Here is an 18,139-nt window from a genome sequence, read left to right on the forward strand (position 1 = left end):
GTCCCTGACGGCCCCTGCCGCAACCGCGCGGCGTCCCGCATGTTGGAACGGAGTATCCGGTTCCCGAGAACCGCTCCATCATGTAACCTGCACGAAATTTTGCACCCACGTGCACCTTCGCAGAGGGCCAACGTCGTCCCTCGGCACCTCGCATATGCCAGATGACGACGACGGGAGAGCCGATGCGTACGCCGCGCCAGCCGTCCCAGCACTCCGCGAATGGCCAGAACTGGTCGTTCATGGATGCTCGCCCTGCTGCGCAGGGTATGTACGACCCCCGCAACGAGCGCGACGCCTGTGGCGTCGGCTTCGTGGCCACCCTCACCGGCGAGGCGAGCCACACGCTGGTCGAGCAGGCGCTGACCGTACTGCGCAACCTCGAACACCGCGGCGCCACCGGCTCCGAGCCCGACTCGGGTGACGGCGCCGGCATCCTCTCCCAGGTGCCCGACACCTTCTTCCGAGAGGTGGCCGGATTCGAGCTGCCCGAGGCCGGCTCCTACGCCGTCGGCATCGCCTTCCTGCCGGAGGAGGGGACCGCCGAAGCCATCTCGCAGATCGAGACGATCGCCGACGAGGAAGGGCTCACCGTCCTCGGCTGGCGTGAGGTTCCCGTCGCACCCGAGCTGCTCGGTGCCACCGCCCGGTCGACCATGCCGGCCTTCCGGCAGATCTTCGTCACCGACGGCGTCGCAGCGCCTTCCACGGGTATCGCCCTCGACCGCAAGGCGTTCGTCCTGCGCAAGCGCGCCGAGCGTGAGGCCGGCGTCTACTTCCCGTCGCTGTCCGCCCGCACGATCGTCTACAAGGGCATGCTGACCACCGGCCAGCTGGAGCCCTTCTTCCCGGACCTGTCCGACCGCCGCTTCGGCTCGGCCGTCGCCCTCGTCCACTCGCGGTTCTCCACGAACACCTTCCCGAGCTGGCCGCTCGCCCACCCGTACCGCTTCGTCGCGCACAACGGTGAGATCAACACCGTCAAGGGCAACCGCAACTGGATGCGCGCCCGCGAGTCGCAGCTCGTGTCCGACCTCTTCGGCGACAAGAACCTTGAGCGCGTCTTCCCGGTCTGCACCCCCGACGCCTCCGACTCCGCCTCCTTCGACGAGGTCCTGGAGCTGCTGCACCTCGGCGGCCGTTCCCTGCCGCACTCCGTGCTGATGATGATCCCGGAGGCGTGGGAGAACCACGACTCCATGGACCCGGCCCGGCGCGCCTTCTACCAGTTCCACTCCACGATGATGGAGCCCTGGGACGGCCCCGCCTGCGTCACCTTCACCGACGGCACCCAGGTCGGCGCCGTGCTCGACCGCAACGGTCTGCGCCCCGGCCGCTACTGGGTCACCGACGACGGCCTCGTCGTCCTCGGCTCCGAGGTCGGCGTCCTCGACATCGACCCCGCCAAGGTCGTCCGCAAGGGCCGGCTGCAGCCCGGCAGGATGTTCCTCGTCGACACCGCCGAGCACCGGATCATCGAGGACGACGAGATCAAGGCGCAGCTCGCCGCCGAGGCCCCGTACGCCGAGTGGCTGGAGGCCGGCGAGATCGAGCTGGGCGATCTGCCCGACCGTGAGCACATCGTCCACACCCACGCCTCGGTCACCCGCCGCCAGCAGACCTTCGGCTACACCGAGGAGGAGCTGCGCGTCATCCTCGCGCCGATGGCCCGCACCGGCGCCGAGCCGATCGGCTCCATGGGCACCGACTCGCCGATCGCCGCCCTCTCCGAGCGCCCGCGCCTGCTCTTCGACTACTTCACCCAGCTGTTCGCGCAGGTCACCAACCCGCCGCTGGACGCCATCCGGGAAGAGCTCGTCACCTCGCTCAGGAGCTCCCTCGGTCCGCAGGGCAACCTGCTCGACCCGACGGCCGCCTCCTGCCGTACCGTCGTGCTGCCTTTCCCGGTCATCGACAACGACGAGCTGGCCAAGCTCATCCACATCAACGCCGACGGCGACATGCCCGGCTTCAAGGCCGCGACCCTGTCCGGCCTGTACCGGGTGCACGGCGGCGGTGACGCGCTGGCCGCGCGCATCGAGGAGATCTGCGCCGAGGCCGACGCCGCCATCGAGAACGGCGCCCGGCTGATCGTCCTGTCCGACCGGCACTCCGACGCCGAGCACGCGCCGATCCCCTCGCTGCTGCTCACCGCGGCCGTCCACCACCACCTCATCCGCACCAAGCAGCGCACCCAGGTGGGCCTGCTGGTCGAGGCCGGTGACGTCCGCGAGGTCCACCACGTCGCCCTGCTCATCGGCTACGGCGCCGCCGCCGTCAACCCGTACCTGGCGATGGAGTCCGTCGAGGACCTGCTGCGCGCGGGCACCTTCATCAACGGCATCGAGCCGGAGAAGGCGATCCGCAACCTGATCTACGCCCTCGGCAAGGGCGTCCTGAAGGTCATGTCCAAGATGGGCATCTCGACCGTCGCCTCCTACCGCGGCGCCCAGGTCTTCGAGGCCGTCGGCCTGGAGGACGCCTTCGTCGAGAAGTACTTCGACGGCACCGCCACCAAGATCGGCGGCGTCGGCATCGACGTCATCGCCAAGGAGGTCGCCGCCCGCCACGCCAAGGCGTACCCCGCCTCCGGCATCGCCCCGGCGCACCGCGCGCTGGAGATCGGCGGCGAGTACCAGTGGCGCCGCGAGGGCGAGCCGCACCTGTTCGACCCGGAGACGGTCTTCCGCCTCCAGCACTCCACGCGCACCGGCCGCTACGACGTCTTCAAGCAGTACACCGACCGCGTCAACGAGCAGTCCGAGCGCCTGATGACGCTGCGCGGGCTGTTCGGCTTCAAGTCCGACCGGCCCTCGATCCCGGTCGACGAGGTCGAGCCGGTCTCCGCGATCGTCAAGCGGTTCTCCACCGGCGCCATGTCCTACGGCTCGATCTCGCGTGAGGCGCACGAGACCCTCGCCATCGCCATGAACCAGCTGGGCGGCAAGTCCAACACCGGTGAGGGCGGCGAGGACCCGGAGCGTCTGTACGACCCGGCGCGGCGCAGCGCCATCAAGCAGGTCGCCTCCGGCCGCTTCGGCGTGACCTCCGAGTACCTGGTCAACGCGGACGACATCCAGATCAAGATGGCCCAGGGCGCCAAGCCCGGCGAGGGCGGCCAGCTGCCCGGCCACAAGGTGTACCCGTGGGTCGCCAAGACCCGTCACTCGACACCGGGCGTCGGCCTGATCTCCCCGCCGCCGCACCACGACATCTACTCCATCGAGGACCTGGCCCAGCTGATCCACGACCTCAAGAACGCCAACCCGCAGGCCCGCATCCATGTGAAGCTGGTCTCCGAGGTCGGCGTCGGCACGGTCGCGGCCGGTGTGTCCAAGGCGCACGCGGACGTCGTACTCATCTCCGGCCACGACGGCGGCACGGGTGCCTCGCCGCTGACCTCGCTGAAGCACGCGGGCGGCCCCTGGGAGCTCGGCCTCGCCGAGACCCAGCAGACCCTGCTGCTCAACGGCCTGCGCGACCGGATCGTCGTGCAGACCGACGGCCAGCTGAAGACCGGCCGTGACGTGATCATCGCCGCGCTGCTCGGCGCCGAGGAGTTCGGTTTCGCGACCGCGCCGCTCGTCGTCTCCGGCTGCGTCATGATGCGCGTCTGCCACCTGGACACCTGCCCGGTCGGCATCGCCACCCAGAACCCGACGCTGCGCGACCGCTTCTCCGGCAAGGCGGAGTACGTGGTGAACTTCTTCGAGTTCATCGCGCAGGAGGTCCGCGAGCTCCTCGCCGAGCTGGGCTTCCGCTCCATCGAGGAGGCCGTCGGCCACGCCGAGGTCCTCGACGTCGAGCGCGCCGTCGACCACTGGAAGGCACAGGGCCTGGACCTGGAGCCGCTGTTCCACGTGCCGGCGCTGCCCGAGGGCGCGGTCCGCCACCAGCTGATCGCTCAGGACCACGGCCTGGAGAAGGCGCTCGACAACGAGCTGATCAAGCTCGCCGCCGACGCCCTGGCCGCCGACTCGGCGGACGACGCCCAGCCGGTGCGCGCGCAGGTCGCCATCCGCAACATCAACCGCACGGTCGGCACCATGCTCGGCCACGAGGTGACGAAGAAGTTCGGCGGCGCGGGCCTGCCCGACGACACCATCGACATCACCTTCACCGGCTCCGCCGGCCAGTCCTTCGGCGCCTTCCTGCCGCGCGGTGTCACCCTGCGCCTGGAGGGCGACGCCAACGACTACGTCGGCAAGGGCCTGTCCGGCGGCCGCGTCATCGTCCGCCCGGACCGGGGCGCCGACCACCTCGCCGAGTACTCCACCATCGCGGGCAACACCCTCGCGTACGGCGCGACCGGCGGCGAGCTGTTCCTGCGCGGTCGTACCGGCGAGCGGTTCTGCGTCCGCAACTCCGGCGCGCTGGTCGTCTCCGAGGGCGTGGGCGACCACGGCTGCGAGTACATGACCGGCGGTCACGCGGTGGTCCTCGGCGAGACGGGCCGCAACTTCGCGGCGGGCATGTCCGGCGGTATCGCCTATGTGATCGACCTCGACCGCGACAACGTCAACGTCGGCAACCTCGACGCGATCGAGGCGCTGAGCGACGACGACAAGCAGTGGCTGCACGACGTGGTGCGCCGCCACGCCGAGGAGACCGGCTCCACGGTCGCCGAGAAGCTCCTCGCGGAGTGGGACGACGCGATCCAGCGCTTCAGCAAGATCATCCCCAGCACGTACAAGGCAGTGCTCGCCGCCAAGGACGCCGCCGAGCGAGCCGGTCTCTCCGAGTCCGAGATCACCGAGAAGATGATGGAGGCGGCGATCAATGGCTGACCCGAAGGGCTTTCTGAACCACGGCCGTGAGGTCGCCAGGTCCCGCCCCGTCGAGGAGCGGCTCAAGGACTGGAACGAGGTCTACGTCCCCGGCTCCCTGCTGCCGATCATCAGCAAGCAGGCCAGCCGCTGCATGGACTGCGGCATCCCGTTCTGCCACAACGGCTGCCCGCTCGGGAACCTGATCCCCGAGTGGAACGACTACGCCTACCGCGAGGACTGGTCGGCCGCGCAGGAGCGCCTGCACGCCACCAACAACTTCCCGGAGTTCACGGGTCGCCTGTGCCCCGCTCCGTGCGAGTCGGCGTGCGTGCTCGGCATCAACCAGCCGGCCGTCACCATCAAGAACGTCGAGGTCTCGATCATCGACAAGGCGTGGGAGACCGGGGACGTCGCCCCGCAGATCCCGGAGCGCCTGTCCGGCAAGACCGTCGCCGTCATCGGCTCGGGCCCGGCCGGTCTGGCCGCCGCCCAGCAGCTGACCCGGGCGGGCCACACCGTCGCCGTCTACGAGCGCGCGGACCGCATCGGCGGCCTCCTGCGCTACGGCATCCCCGAGTTCAAGATGGAGAAGCGGCACATCAACCGCCGTATCGAGCAGATGCGCGCGGAGGGCACCCGCTTCCGTACGGGCATCGAGATCGGCCGCGACCTCAAGGCGACCGACCTGAAGAAGCGGTACGACGCGGTCGTCATCGCCGCCGGTGCGACCACCGCCCGTGACCTGCCGGTCCCCGGCCGCGAGCTCAAGGGGGTGTACCAGGCGATGGAGTACCTGCCGCTGGCCAACAAGGTCCAGGAGGGCGACTACGTCACCTCCCCGATCTCGGCCGAGGGCAAGCACGTCGTGGTCATCGGCGGTGGCGACACGGGTGCCGACTGCGTGGGCACCGCCCACCGCCAGGGTGCGGCCTCCGTCACGCAGCTGGAGATCATGCCCCGCCCGAACGACGAGCGGAACCCGGTCTCCCAGCCGTGGCCGACCTTCCCGATGCTCTACAAGGTCACGTCCGCGCACGAGGAGGGCGGTGAGCGGGTCTACTCCGTCTCCACCACCCACTTCGAGGGCGACGAGGACGGCAACGTCCAGTGGCTGCATCTGGTCGAGGTCGAGTTCGTCGACGGCAAGCTGACTCAGAAGCCGGGCACCGAGCGCAAGATCCCCGCCCAGCTGGTCACGCTGGCCATGGGCTTCACCGGCACCGACCAGGAGAACGGCCTGGTCGAGCAGTTCGGCCTGGAGCTGGACGCCCGCGGCAACGTCGCCCGTGACGCCGACTTCCAGACCAATGTGCCGGGCGTGTTCGTCGCCGGTGACGCGGGCCGCGGCCAGTCGCTCATCGTGTGGGCGATCGCCGAGGGCCGCTCGGCCGCGCGTGGCGTGGACCGGTTCCTGACCGGCGCCAGCGACCTGCCGGCGCCGATCCGCCCGACGGACCGGGCCCTGATGGTCTGACGGCCATTCAATGAACGTCCCGTACAACGGCGTACGGAACACTGGTGGCGCCTGCCCAACTGTCCCCGACCGGACGACCGGGCAGGCGCCGCCGCATAGGCTGGGTCCGTGATCAGTCTCAGCAAGGTCCAGGAGAGCGCGCCCGCGCTGGTCAGCCTCTACAAGACCGCCGGTGTCTCGCTCACCAGGCACGGCCTGGCGGGGGAGCGGGCCGCCGTCTACCTCGTCGTCGACTACTCCGGTTCCATGCGGCCGTACTACAAGGACGGCAGTGTGCAGGCGCTCGCCGACCGGGTGCTGGGGCTGTCGGCCCATCTCGACGACGACGGCCGGGTCCCGGTCGTGTTCTTCTCCACCGACGTCGACGCCGAGACGGACATCGCGCTCGCCGACCACCAGGGGCGCATCGACCGGATCGTGGCCGGGCTCGGGCACATGGGGAAGACCAGCTACCACGTGGCGATGGACGCGGTCATCGACCACTACCTCGACAGCGGCTCCACGGCGCCCGCGCTGGTCGTCTTCCAGACCGACGGCGGCCCGGTCAACCGGCTCGCCGCCGAGCGCTATCTGTGCAAGGCGGCCGCACTGCCGCTGTTCTGGCAGTTCATCGGCTTCGGCGACCCGGACAGCAAGCAGTTCGACTATCTGCGCAGGCTCGACGAGCTGCCCGTGCCGCAGAAGCGGATCGTCGACAACGCCGGCTTCTTCCACGCCGGCCACGACCCGCGGACGGTGCCGGACGCCGAGCTGTACGACCGTCTGGTGGGCGAGTTCCCGAAGTGGCTGGCGGCGGCGCGGGCGCAGGGCATCGTGCGGGCCTGAGTCGCCCAGCCGGAGGATTCCCGCGCCGTCAGAGAGCAGCCTGCTCGCCCCGCCGACCGAGCCGTACGACCATGCCACCCTCAGGACATCCGACGGGAGGCCGCTCATGGGCGACGGTGCACGACCGCAGGGCAGGGCCGGTCGGGGTGAGCGGGTCGCGGGGTGGGCCGACGGGCGGCTCGGCGTGCTGGCGGTGGCCAAGTCGGAGATGCGCAAGGTGTTTCCCGACCACTGGTCGTTCCTGCTCGGTGAGATCAGCCTCTACAGCTTCGCGGTGCTGATCCTCACCGGCGTCTACCTCACCTTCTTCTTCGAGCCGAGCAGCGCGGAGGTGGTCTACAGCGGTGTCTACGAGCCGCTGAACGGCGTGCTGATGACCCGGGCGTACGAGTCCACGCTGGACATCAGCTTCGAGGTGCGCGGCGGGCTGCTGATGCGGCAGGTCCACCACTGGGCCGCGCTGGTCTTCGTCACCGCCATGCTCACCCACATGATGCGGGTGTTCTTCAGCGGCGCCTTCCGCAAGCCGCGCGAGGTCAACTGGCTGTTCGGCTGGACCCTGCTGATGCTGGGCATCATCACCGGCCTGACCGGCTACTCCCTCCCCGACGACCTGCTGTCCGGCACCGGTGTGCGCTTCGCCGACGGGGCGATCCTGTCCCTCCCGATCGTCGGCACGTATCTGGCGTTCTTCCTGTGGGGCGGGCAGTACCCCGGCGACGACTTCATCGCCCGGCTCTATCCGATCCACATCCTGCTGCTGCCCGGCATCATGCTGGGCCTGGTGACCGCCCATCTGTTCCTGGTCTTCTACCACAAGCACACCCAGTTCCCCGGGCCCGGCCGCAGCGAGCGGATCGTCACCGGTATGCCCTTCCTGCCGGTGTACATGGCCAAGGCGGGCGGCTTCTTCTTCCTCGTCTTCGGGGCGCTGACGCTCATGGGGGGCATCGCCACCGTCAACCCCGTGTGGGCGTACGGCCCCTACCGGCCGGACCTGGTCACCACCGGCGCCCAGCCCGACTGGTACCTCGGCTTCTCCGAGGGGCTGATCCGGGTGATGCCCGCCTGGGAGATCAACTTCTGGGGGCACACCCTGGAGCCGGGCGTGTTCATCCCCTTCATGCTGTTCCCGCTGGTCCTGCTGCTGATCGGCCTGTACCCGTTCTTCGAGGCATGGGTCACCGGTGACCGACGCGAGCACCACATCCTGGACCGGCCGCGCAACGCGCCCGTCCGCACCGGCCTCGGCGTGGCCTGGCTGAGCCTGTACGCGGTGCTGCTGATCGGCGGGGGCAACGACATCGTGGCCCTGCGTCTGCATCTGTCCATCAACACGATCACCTGGTTCGTGCGGATCGCTGTCTTCGTCGTGCCGGTCCTCGCCTTCGTGATCACCAAGTGGGTCTGTCTCGGCCTCCAGCACCGCGACCGGCAGAAGGTGCTGCACGGCCGGGAGACGGGCACCGTGAAGCGGCTGCCGAACGGCGAGTACACCGAGGTCCACGAACCTCTCACGCAGGACCGGCTGTTCACTCTCACCCAGCATGAGCAGCACGTGCCCTACGAGGTCGGCCCGCTCGTCGACGCGGGCGGTGTGCGGCGGCCCGTGACACTGTCCCAGCGGGTGCGGGCGCGGCTGGCGCGGGCCATGTTCGGCCCCGGCACCCGGGTGCCCAAGCCGACGCCGGAGGAGTACCGGGAACTCACGCGCGGCCACTGAGGACCACGTCCCGGCACTCGTGCGGGGCACCCCACGCCGTGCGCAGCGCGGCGGCCCGGGTGAGCCACAGCGACAGGTCGTACTCCGCGGTGTAGCCGATCGCGCCGTGCAGCTGGAGTGCCGTACGGGCGGTGGCGTACGCGGCCTCGCAGGCGGCGACCTTGGCGGCGGCCACGTCGGCGGGGGCCAGGGTCAGCGCGGCGCCGAACACGAGGGGCCGGGCGAACTCCAGCGCGGTCCGCGCGTCGGCGAGACGGTGCTTGACGGCCTGGAACGACCCGACGGGCACCCCGAACTGGCTGCGCTGCCCCACATACCCGACCGTCCTGTCGAGCAGCGCCAGCCCGACGCCGAGCGCCTGCGCGGCGGTCGCCAGCCGAGCCCAGCCGACGGCGCGCGCCAAGGCGGCGCCGACGTGGGGACCGCACGCGAGCAACTCCCCACCGGTCGGCAGAAAACTCAGCCGACGCGCGGGATCCGGGGTGGGGCGCGGCGCGGCCTCGGCCGGCGGCAGCAGCCACACCTCGTCACCCCCCACGCCCCTCAGCCGCACCTCAGCCACATCCGCGTCCAGCGCGTACGGCCCCTGCGTCAACGTGGCGATCACCTCGCCGCGGGTCAGGGCGGGCAGCAACTGCTTGGCCGTGGCGTCCGCCGGCGGGTCGAACGCGGGACCGACGGGGTGGGTGGTGGTGCCGGAGTCGTCCGGGTGGTGCGGCCCTTGTGGCAGTGTGGCGGCCGTCTTGCCTTCGGCCGTGTTCGGCGGCGGGTGTTTGGCCGTGGCGTCCGCGGGTGGGTCGGGTGGGGCGTCTGCGGGTGGGTCGGGCCGGGGGTCGGCGGGGCTGGTGGTGTGGCCGGTGTCGCCCGGGTCGGGTGCGGCGCCGGGATCGTCCGGGGTGTGGGGGCCTCGTGTCGGTGTGATGATCGTCCTGGCCGTCAGGTGGTCGGTGGCCGCGGCCGCGGGTTCGTTCAGAGCGGGATCCTCCAGGGCCGTGAGCAGGGTGGCCGTCGCGATTGTCTCTGTCAGGGGGCCCGGGACCGCGTGGCGGCCCAGTTCCATGAAGGCGACGGCGAGGTCCACGGGCCGGGGGCCGAGCCCCTCGTACGCCTCCGGGACCGCCAGCGCGAACACGCCCGCCTCGGCGATACGGCGCCACAGCGCGCGGCCGCTCCTGGGGTCGCCCCGGCTCCAGTCCCGTATCACCGACGGGGTGTCGGCCGCCGTCAGCAGCGCGTCCAGGGAGGCGGCGAAGGCGCGCTGTTCGGGGTCGAGGCGGAAGCGCATCAGCGGCGTCCCTTCGGCAGGCCCAGCAGGCGCTCGGCGATGATGTCGCGCTGGATCTCGTTGGTCCCGGCGTAGATCGGGCCGGCCAGGGCGAACAGCCAGCCCTCGGACCAGGCGGTGTCCGCGAACCCGCCCTCCTCGCCGAGGAGATCGAGCGCCGTCTCGTGCAGCGCGATGTCGTACTCGGACCAGAAGACCTTGTTCAGGCTGGACTCCGGGCCGATCGACTCGCCGTCGAGGAGGCGGCAGGCGGCGGCGTACGCGAAGAGCTGGTAGGCGCGGGCGCCGATCAGGGCGTCCGCCACGCGCGGCGCGGTGCTCTGCGGGCTGCCGCGGGAGCGCCAGAGGCGGTGCAGCCGGTCCGCGGCGGCGAGGAAGCGGCCCGGGGAGCGGAGCATCAGCCCGCGTTCGTTGCCCGCCGTCGACATCGCGATCCGCCAGCCCTGTCCGGGCGCGCCGATCACGTCCTCGTCGGGCACGAACACCTCGTCCAGGAACAGCTCCGCGAAGGCGGGCTTCCCGTCGAGGCGGCGGATGGGGCGGACGGTGACACCCGGGGCACGCAGGTCGAACATCACGTAGACCAGCCCCTGGTGGGGCTTCCGCCCGTCCGGGTCGCTGCGGAAGAGGCCGAACGCGCGGTCCGCGAAGGCCGCCCGTGAGGACCAGGTCTTCTGCCCGCTCAAGCGCCAGCCGCCCGCCGTGCGCACCGCCCGCGCGCGCAGCGCCGCCAGGTCGGAGCCGGCCTCGGGCTCCGACCACGCCTGCGCCCAGACGACCTCGCCGCGCGCCATGGGCGGCAGGACCCGGGCGCGCTGCTCCTCGGTGCCGTGGTCGAGGAGGGTGGGGGCGAGCAGCGAGACGCCGTTCTGGCCGACCCGGCCCGGGGCGCCGGAGGCGTGGTACTCCTCCTCGAAGAGCAGCCAGCGGATCAGGCCGCAGTCCCGGCCGCCGTACTGCGCCGGCCAGTTCACCACCGACCAGCGGTCCGCGGCCAGTTCGGCCTCCCACGCGCGGTGCGCGGCGAAGCCCTCCGCGGTCTCCAGGGAGGGCAGGGGCGTGCGCGGGACGTGCGCGGCCAGCCAGGCGCGGGCCTCGGCGCGGAACGCCTCGTCGGCCGGGGAGAGCGTGAGGTCCACGGCCACCCTCCTTCCCTGGACGGTCCCTGACCAGAGTTTGCCTAACAAGTGTTTGGTAGGTTAGCGTGCTGTCATGACCAACGTCGAGGCTCCGGCGTACGTTCCCGGACACGGCCTGCTCGGCGGACGCACCGCCGTCGTCACCGCCGCCGCCGGCACCGGCATCGGCGGGGCCACCGCCCGCCGCCTCCTGGAGGAGGGGGCCCGCGTGCTGATCAGCGACGCCCACGTCCGGCGGCTCAAGGAGCACGAGGCCGAGCTGGCCGCCGAGTTCGGCGCGGACGCGGTCGGCGCGGTGCCGTGCGACGTCACCGACGAGGCCCAGGTGCGCGGGCTGTTCGAGACGGCGGTGCGGGAGCACGGGCGCCTCGACGTGTTGGTCAACAACGCGGGCCTCGGCGGGACGTCACCGCTGGTCGACATGACGGACGAGCAGTGGTCGCGGGTGCTCGACGTCACGCTGAACGGCACCTTCCGGTGCACCCGGGCGGCGCTGCGCCTGATGAGGGACACCGGGGGTGTGATCGTCAACAACGCCTCCGTCGTGGGCTGGCGCGCCCAGGCCGGGCAGGCGCACTACGCCGCCGCGAAGGCCGGCGTGATGGCGCTGACCCGCTGCGCGGCGGTGGAGGCGGCCGCCTACGGAGTCCGGGTCAACGCGGTCTCGCCGAGCCTGGCCATGCACCCCCACCTGGCCAAGGTGACCTCCGCCGGACTGCTGGAGGAGCTCACCGCCCGCGAGGCCCTCGGGCGGTACGCCGAGCCGTGGGAGGTCGCCAACGTGATCGTGTTCCTGGCGTCGGACTACTCGTCGTACATGACCGGCGAGGTCGTCTCCGTCAGCAGTCAGCGCGCCTGAGGCAGGGGGCGAGAATGTGCGCGTGCCTACGAAGAAGAAGCCCCAGGTGACCGCCGTGAGCAAGCCCGCGGCCGCCACCGCCCAGGCCCGCCGCCGCGAACTCCTCGAAACCGCCGCCGAGGTCTTCGCCGAACAGGGCTACAACGCCACCACCGTACGCAAGATCGCCGACCACGCGGGCATGCTCGCGGGCAGCCTCTACTACCACTTCGACTCCAAGGAGTCGATGCTGGAGGAGATCCTGCGGACCTTCCTCGACGAGCTGTGGGACGGCTACGACACCGTCCTGGGCGCCGACCTCGGCCCGCGGGAGACCCTTCAGGCCCTGGTCACCGAGTCGTTCCGGGAGATCGACCGGCACCGCGCCGCCGTCGCGATCTACCAGAAGGAGAGCCGGCAGCTCGTGGCGCAGGAGCGGTTCGCGTTCCTCGCCGAGTCCCAGCGCAGGTTCGAGAAGGCGTGGCTGGCCACGCTGGAGCGCGGCGTCGCCGCCGAGGTCTTCCGGGCCGACCTCGACGTCCGGCTCACCTACCGGTTCGTGCGGGACACGGTGTGGGTCGCCGCGTCCTGGTACCGGCCCGGCGGACAGCACAGCCCCGAGGAGATCGCCCGCCAGTACCTGTCGATGGTGCTGGACGGAATCGCCGTACGCGAATAGCCCTTAACTGTCAGGGAGTTGCCATGGCCGAGGCATTCATCGTCGAAGCGGTCCGCACGCCGGTCGGGCGGCGCGGGGGAGGGCTCAGCGGGGTCCACCCGGCCGACCTGGGCGCACATGTGCTGAGGGAGCTGATAGCCCGCTCGGGCGTCGACCCGGCCGCCGTCGAGGACGTCGTGTTCGGCTGCCTGGACACCGTCGGACCGCAGGCCGGGGACATCGCGCGGACCTGCTGGCTGGCCGCCGGACTGCCCGAGGAGGTGCCCGGCGTCACCGTCGACCGGCAGTGCGGGTCCTCCCAGCAGGCCGTGCACTTCGCGGCGCAGGGCGTGCTGTCCGGCACCCAGGACCTGGTCGTCGCGGGCGGCGTGCAGAACATGTCGCAGATCCCGATCGCCTTCGCGACCCGGCAGGCCGCCGAACCCCTCGGCTTCACCCAGGGCCCCTTCGCGGGCAGCGAGGGCTGGCGCGCCCGGTACGGGGAGAAGCCGGTCAACCAGTTCGTCGGCGCCGAGATGATCGCCGCCAAGTGGGGCATCAGCCGACGCGACCAGGAGGAGTACGCGCTGCGCTCGCACCAGCGGGCGATACGGGCCATCGACGAGGGCCGCTTCCTCCGCGAGACCGTCCCCCACGGGCAGGTCTCCGTCGACGAGGGCCCCCGCCGGGACACCTCCCTGGAGAAGATGGCCGCGCTGAAGCCGGTCATCGACGGCGGCACCGTCACCGCCGCCTGCTCCTCCCAGGTCTCCGACGGCGCCGCCGCGCTGCTGCTCGCCTCCGAGCGGGCCGTGCGCGAACACGGGCTCACCCCACGCGCGCGCGTGCACCACCTCTCCGTGCGCGGCGAGGACCCCATCCGCATGCTCACCGCCCCCATCCCGGCCACCGCCCACGCCCTGAAGAAGACGGGGCTCACCCTCGACGCCATCGACCTCGTCGAGATCAACGAGGCGTTCGCGCCCGTCGTCCTCGCCTGGCTGAAGGAGACCGGCGCCGACCCGGACAAGGTCAACGCCAACGGCGGCGCGATCGCCCTGGGCCACCCCCTGGGCGCCACCGGCGCCAGACTGATGACGACCCTGCTGCACGAACTGGAGCGCACCGGCGGCCGATTCGGCCTGCAGACCATGTGCGAGGGCGGCGGACAGGCGAACGTGACGATCATCGAACGGCTGTGAGCCGCCGCCGCGCCTCCTCGGCCTCCTCCATGATCCGCGCCACCAGCTCCGCGCACGACGGCAGGTCGTCGATCACCCCGGCGACCTGCCCGGACGCCATCACGCCGAGATCCGTACGGCCGTCCACCATCGACGCCCTGAGCAGCATCGGGGTGTTCGCGGCGAGCAGGACCTGGCTCCAGGTCAGGTCCTTGCCGTGTCGCATGGCGAGGCCGTCGTGGAGCATACGGCGCCAGGTGAGGCCGGACAGCCCGCGGAAGGCGGCCGCCGCGCGCACCGCCCGCAGGAGGGCGCTCGTACGGCCCGAACGCTCCAAGGCGTCGACCAGGTCCGTACGGAGCATGCGGTGGGGCAGGCCGTCGACCGCTCTCGTCACGGTCACGTCCTTCGCCGTGGCCGCCAGATACCGCGCCTTCACCGCGTCCGGGACCGTCGAGTCCGAAGTGAGCAGGAACCGCGTGCCCATGGCCACCCCGGCCGCCCCGTAGGCCAGCGCCGCGACCAGGCCCCGCCCGTCGAAGAAGCCCCCCGCCGCCACGACCGGGATCCGCACCGCGTCCACCACCTGCGGCAGCAGCACCGTCGTCGCCACCTCACCGGTGTGGCCGCCGCCCTCGCCGCCCTGCACGATCACCGCGTCCGCGCCCCAGGCCGCGACCTTCTCGGCATGCCGCCGCGCGCCGACGGTCGGGATCACCACCACTCCGGCCCCCTTGAGCTCGGCGATCAGCTCCGGGGCGGGCGCGAGGGCGAAGGAGGCCACCCGCACGCCCTCGTCGACGATCAGACGGACCCGGTCGGCTGCGTCCGAGGCGTCGGCGCGGAGATTGACCCCGAAGGGCGCGTCCGTACGGGACCGGACCTCACGTATCGCCTCACGCAGCCGGTCGACGGTCATCGTGGCCGAGGCCAGGACACCGAGGGCGCCCGCGTTCGCCGTCGCGGAGACCAGGCGGGGGCCGGCCACCCATCCCATGCCGGTCTGCACGATCGGGTACCGGACTCCGACCAGCCGGGTGAGCGCGGTCCGCATCAGCGGTCCACCTCCCGCGCGCGGGTGTTCTCCGGATCGATCACCTCGCGGATCAGGCGCAGTTCCCCGGGGGTGGGGTCGCGGGTGTACGGCACCCCGTCCGGGACGGCGAGCGCGAAGCCGGTCGCCTCGACGACGTCCTCGACGCTCACCCCGGGGTGCAGCGAGGCCAGCCGCATCGAGCGGTCGGGGGTGGCGAAGTCGAAGACGCCCAGGTCGCTGACGACACGCGGGATGCGGTGGAAGCGGGCGCCGGCCGCACGGTCGTGGCCCACCCCGCACACCATGTCGACCTTCTCGACGAACACCCGCCGGGAATGCCGCGGGACCCAGTAACTGGTCGGGTTGTTGAGAGTGTTGACGGGGGCGCCGCGCACCCCGAGCAGCTGGCGCCTCGGCGCGGCCCAGTCGCCGATGCAGGAGATGTTCTGGTTGCCGTACCGGTCGAGCTGGCTCGCACCCATCATCACGTGCCGGCGGCCGCCGGTGACCAGCGTCAGATGCCCGCGGTAGGGCAGCCAGCCCTCCGGCGTGCCGTCCGGGCGGACGATCAGCGCCTCGCCGTCGGTCAACAGCAGGTCGGGTGAGAAGGTGAGCCGGGCCAGGCGGGCGCCGAGGGCGGGGATCAGGCCCATGGGACTGGCCAGCACCTCCCCGTTGCCCCGCCACGCCTCGGCGCAGGCGATCACGCAGTACTCGCTCCGCGTCGCGGTCATGTCGTCGTCCTCCCGTGGAGGTACCGCTCGGCGAACTCCGGCCAGGGTGTGGTCGCGTACTCCCGCTGGGCGGCCTCGTCCCGCCCGTAGTCCGGGGCGCAGGACGTGAAGTGCGCGCCGTTCGGCGCCTCGATCACGCCCGTCACCGTGTGCCGCTGGATCAGCAGGGTCTGCGGTGCCGCGCCCCTGGTCAGCTCGGCCGTGTCGACGACCCGCTCGCAGGAGACGTAGGCCGTGTCCGCCGCCGCGCAGAACAGGTCGTCGAAGTACGGGTCCGGGCCCAGATACTGGCCGTTGCCCAGCCGATCCGCGCGGTTGACGTGGACCAGGGCCGCGTCCAGGCGCAGGGCGGGCATGGCGACGAACGTCTCCCCGTCGTCGTACGGCGAGGTGACCGTCCGCAGACCGGGGTTGACCCGCATCACGTCGGAGCCGAGCCCGGCCCGCACCGGCAGGAACGGCAGCCGGTTCGCGGCCGCGTGCAGTCCCCACATGAACATCGCCTCGTCGACCTCCATGAGGTCGAGGACGCCCTTCTCCCGGGCCGCGCGGTAATGCGGTTCGAGCGGGATCGAGTCCAGGGTGACGAAGGCGGCGACCAGCCTGCGGATCCGTCCGGCGGCAGCGAGCATGCCGACGTCCGGGCCGCCGTACGACACGACCGTGAGGTCGGTGACGGGGGAGCGGAGCAGGGCGCGCACCAGGGCCATCGGCTTGCGCCGCGAACCCCAGCCGCCGATGCCGAGGGTCATGCCGCTCTCCAGCCGGGCGACGGCCTCCTCGGCGGTCATCGTCTTGTCAGCCACCGGAGCCGCCCTTCCCCGACCCACCCGTCCCGAACCCGCCGCGCACCCGCTCGCCCACCCCGCTGAGCTCGGCCTCGAAGGTGAACCCCTGCTCGAAGCGGTAGCTGCGGCGCACATCGACCGGGTCGATGCCGTTGATGGCGGCCTTGGCCAGCCGCAGCAGCAGGCCGTCCTTCGCGGCGATCTGCCCCGCCAGCTCCAGTGCCGCGCCGCGCTGCCGCCCGCGCGGCACCACCCGCCACACCGACCCGTGCGCCAGCAGCTCGGCCGCCGTGACCGTACGCGACGTGTAGTACAGCGCGCGCATCAGATGCCGCGGGACCAGCCGGGCCAGATGGGTGGCCGCGCCCAGCGCGCCCCGGTCCAACTCGGGCAGCCCGAAGACGGCGTCCTCGCTCGCCACGATCGCGTCCGCGTTGCCCACCAGGCCGATGCCCCCGCCCAGACAGAAGCCCTGCACCGCCGCCACCACCGGCACCTCGCACTCGTACACCGCCGCGAACGCCTCCGCGCAGCCGGAGTTGGCGCCGAGCAGGGCCGGCCGCCCCTCCGCCTGGATCTCCTTGATGTCCACGCCCGCGTTGAAGCCCCGCCCCTCGGCGGCCAGCACCACGCACCGGACCTCCGGATCGCGCCCCGCGGCCCGCACCGCGTCGGCGAGCGCGAACCAGCCGGCCACCGGCAGGGCGTTCACCGGCGGAAAGTCGACCGTGACGACGGCGACCCCGCTCTTTCCGGCCTTTCCGATCTCTTCGGGCCCTTTTTCCGGGAACGAGGTGGAGACACCCATGGCCGCATCAGCTACCTTTCCACCAAACGTTTGTTAGGTGAAGGGTAGCGTCGGATGAGCCTGCACGGGAAGGTCGCGGTCGTCACGGGCGGTACGCGCGGTGTCGGCGCCGGCATCGCGCGGGCCCTCGCCGAGGCCAGCGCACGGGTCGTCGTCTGCGCCCGCAGACCCCCCGAAGCACCGTCGCACGACATCGAGTTCACGCCCCTCGACCTGCGCGACCCACCCGCCGTACGCGCCTTCTTCGACGCCCTGCCCCGCCTCGACGTCCTGGTCAACAACGCGGGCGGCACACCGTACCGACGGCTCACGGACGCCGACGCCGAACGGCACGCGCGCGTGGTCGAGCTGAACCTCGTCGCCCCGCTGACGGCGTCCCTCGCCGCCCACGGGCACCTCCGGCGCGCCCGGGGATCCATCATCATGATCGGCAGCGTCAGCGGCAGCCGCCCCTCACCGGGCACCGCCGCGTACGGCGCGGCCAAGGCAGGGCTGGAGAACCTGGCCCGCTCGATGGCCGTGGAGTGGGCGCCGGAGATCCGCGTCAACACACTGGTCGTCGGCATGGTCCGCACCGAACTCTCCCACCTGCACTACGGCGGCGAGGACGGCATCGCGGCGATCGAGCACACCGTCCCGCTCGGCCGCCTCGCCCACCCGGCCGACGTCGGCGCGGCCGCCGCCTTCCTCGCCTCCGACGCCGCCGCCTACATCAGCGGCGCCTCACTGCTCATCCACGGCGGCGGCGAGCAGCCGGCGTTCCTGAACGCCGCCACGGTCAACAAGGAGGAGTGAGATGGGCCGAGGTATCTGCGGTGGCCGGGTGGTTGTCGTCGTGGGCGCGGGCCGGGGTCGTGGCCGGGTGTACGGCGAGTGGCCGGTGT

14 protein-coding genes are annotated in these 18,139 nt (G+C 71.7%); 8 read left to right on the forward strand and 6 right to left on the reverse strand.

Going from position 1 to position 18,139, the window contains the following annotated elements:
* Positions 1-182 precede the first annotated feature (182 nt).
* From gltB to ACH5AC_RS20040, 4 genes are all read left to right on the forward strand, one after another.
* On the forward strand, positions 183-4,784 hold the full coding sequence (gene gltB / locus ACH5AC_RS20025) for a glutamate synthase large subunit (protein ID WP_398863561.1): 4,602 nt from the start codon (positions 183-185) through the stop codon (positions 4,782-4,784).
* Positions 4,777-6,240 (forward strand): glutamate synthase subunit beta, encoded by a 1,464-nt coding sequence (locus ACH5AC_RS20030; protein WP_398863265.1) that lies wholly within the window; start codon positions 4,777-4,779, stop codon positions 6,238-6,240. The genes gltB and ACH5AC_RS20030 overlap by 8 nt, the downstream gene beginning before the upstream one ends.
* 108 nt (positions 6,241-6,348) lie before the next feature.
* Positions 6,349-7,065 (forward strand): vWA domain-containing protein, encoded by a 717-nt coding sequence (locus ACH5AC_RS20035; protein WP_398863266.1) that lies wholly within the window; start codon positions 6,349-6,351, stop codon positions 7,063-7,065.
* A gap of 106 nt (positions 7,066-7,171) precedes the next feature.
* Entirely contained in the window at positions 7,172-8,788 is a 1,617-nt protein-coding gene (locus ACH5AC_RS20040; RefSeq protein ID WP_398863267.1) for a cytochrome bc complex cytochrome b subunit, read from the forward strand.
* On the opposite strand, the gene ACH5AC_RS20045 is transcribed toward ACH5AC_RS20040, so the two are convergent.
* Together ACH5AC_RS20045 and ACH5AC_RS20050 are read right to left on the reverse strand one after the other, a co-directional pair.
* Positions 8,772-10,073: an acyl-CoA dehydrogenase family protein gene (locus ACH5AC_RS20045; RefSeq protein WP_398863268.1), complete on the reverse strand. Its 1,302-nt coding sequence runs from the start codon at positions 10,071-10,073 to the stop codon at positions 8,772-8,774. The two genes, ACH5AC_RS20040 and ACH5AC_RS20045, sit on opposite strands and share 17 nt — an antisense overlap.
* On the reverse strand, positions 10,073-11,212 hold the full coding sequence (locus ACH5AC_RS20050) for an acyl-CoA dehydrogenase family protein (protein WP_398863269.1): 1,140 nt from the start codon (positions 11,210-11,212) through the stop codon (positions 10,073-10,075). Before ACH5AC_RS20050 ends, ACH5AC_RS20045 begins: the two co-directional genes overlap by 1 nt.
* Before the next feature lie 73 nt (positions 11,213-11,285).
* Between ACH5AC_RS20050 and ACH5AC_RS20055 the strand changes: the two genes are divergently transcribed.
* The 3 genes from ACH5AC_RS20055 to ACH5AC_RS20065 are packed head-to-tail and all read left to right on the forward strand — an operon-like array spanning position 11,286 to position 13,910.
* Positions 11,286-12,071: an SDR family oxidoreductase gene (locus tag ACH5AC_RS20055; RefSeq protein ID WP_398863270.1), complete on the forward strand. Its 786-nt coding sequence runs from the start codon at positions 11,286-11,288 to the stop codon at positions 12,069-12,071.
* 22 nt (positions 12,072-12,093) lie between these two features.
* Entirely contained in the window at positions 12,094-12,729 is a 636-nt protein-coding gene (locus tag ACH5AC_RS20060; RefSeq protein ID WP_398863271.1) for a TetR/AcrR family transcriptional regulator, read from the forward strand.
* A 23-nt stretch (positions 12,730-12,752) separates the two neighbouring features.
* A complete protein-coding gene (locus ACH5AC_RS20065; RefSeq protein WP_398863273.1) occupies positions 12,753-13,910 on the forward strand; it encodes an acetyl-CoA C-acetyltransferase in 1,158 nt (385 codons plus the stop codon).
* On the opposite strand, the gene ACH5AC_RS20070 is transcribed toward ACH5AC_RS20065, so the two are convergent.
* From ACH5AC_RS20070 to ACH5AC_RS20085, 4 genes are read right to left on the reverse strand one after another with little or no spacing between them, the layout of a single operon-like run.
* Positions 13,894-14,943 (reverse strand): NAD(P)H-dependent flavin oxidoreductase, encoded by a 1,050-nt coding sequence (locus tag ACH5AC_RS20070; protein WP_398863274.1) that lies wholly within the window; start codon positions 14,941-14,943, stop codon positions 13,894-13,896. The genes ACH5AC_RS20065 and ACH5AC_RS20070 overlap by 17 nt on opposite strands.
* Positions 14,943-15,659, reverse strand: coding sequence for a CoA-transferase subunit beta (locus tag ACH5AC_RS20075; RefSeq protein WP_398863275.1), 717 nt, complete (start codon positions 15,657-15,659; stop codon positions 14,943-14,945). Before ACH5AC_RS20075 ends, ACH5AC_RS20070 begins: the two co-directional genes overlap by 1 nt.
* Entirely contained in the window at positions 15,656-16,465 is an 810-nt protein-coding gene (locus tag ACH5AC_RS20080; protein ID WP_398863276.1) for a CoA transferase subunit A, read from the reverse strand. Before ACH5AC_RS20080 ends, ACH5AC_RS20075 begins: the two co-directional genes overlap by 4 nt.
* On the reverse strand, positions 16,458-17,255 hold the full coding sequence (locus tag ACH5AC_RS20085; RefSeq protein ID WP_398863277.1) for an enoyl-CoA hydratase family protein: 798 nt from the start codon (positions 17,253-17,255) through the stop codon (positions 16,458-16,460). The genes ACH5AC_RS20080 and ACH5AC_RS20085 overlap by 8 nt, the downstream gene beginning before the upstream one ends.
* A 54-nt stretch (positions 17,256-17,309) precedes the next feature.
* Between ACH5AC_RS20085 and ACH5AC_RS20090 the strand changes: the two genes are divergently transcribed.
* Positions 17,310-18,050 (forward strand): SDR family oxidoreductase, encoded by a 741-nt coding sequence (locus tag ACH5AC_RS20090; protein WP_398863278.1) that lies wholly within the window; start codon positions 17,310-17,312, stop codon positions 18,048-18,050.
* The last annotated feature ends 89 nt before the right edge of the window (positions 18,051-18,139 follow it).

This window comes from Streptomyces sp. NPDC018693 (genome assembly GCF_044391385.1).
GTDB lineage: Bacteria > Actinomycetota > Actinomycetes > Streptomycetales > Streptomycetaceae > Streptomyces.

Excerpts from the sequence above, each read along its gene's own strand:
- gltB (WP_398863561.1), top strand. The coding sequence starts at position 183 with ATGCGTACGCCGCGCCAGCCGTCCCAGCACTCCGCGAATGGCCAGAAC.
- ACH5AC_RS20030 (WP_398863265.1), top strand. The coding sequence starts at position 4,777 with ATGGCTGACCCGAAGGGCTTTCTGAACCACGGCCGTGAGGTCGCCAGG.
- ACH5AC_RS20040 (WP_398863267.1), top strand. The coding sequence starts at position 7,172 with ATGGGCGACGGTGCACGACCGCAGGGCAGGGCCGGTCGGGGTGAGCGG.
- ACH5AC_RS20045 (WP_398863268.1), bottom strand. The coding sequence starts at position 10,073 with ATGCGCTTCCGCCTCGACCCCGAACAGCGCGCCTTCGCCGCCTCCCTG.
- ACH5AC_RS20055 (WP_398863270.1), top strand. The coding sequence starts at position 11,286 with ATGACCAACGTCGAGGCTCCGGCGTACGTTCCCGGACACGGCCTGCTC.
- ACH5AC_RS20065 (WP_398863273.1), top strand. The coding sequence starts at position 12,753 with ATGGCCGAGGCATTCATCGTCGAAGCGGTCCGCACGCCGGTCGGGCGG.
- ACH5AC_RS20070 (WP_398863274.1), bottom strand. The coding sequence starts at position 14,943 with ATGCGGACCGCGCTCACCCGGCTGGTCGGAGTCCGGTACCCGATCGTG.
- ACH5AC_RS20075 (WP_398863275.1), bottom strand. The coding sequence starts at position 15,659 with ATGACCGCGACGCGGAGCGAGTACTGCGTGATCGCCTGCGCCGAGGCG.
- ACH5AC_RS20085 (WP_398863277.1), bottom strand. The coding sequence starts at position 17,255 with ATGGGTGTCTCCACCTCGTTCCCGGAAAAAGGGCCCGAAGAGATCGGA.
- ACH5AC_RS20090 (WP_398863278.1), top strand. The coding sequence starts at position 17,310 with ATGAGCCTGCACGGGAAGGTCGCGGTCGTCACGGGCGGTACGCGCGGT.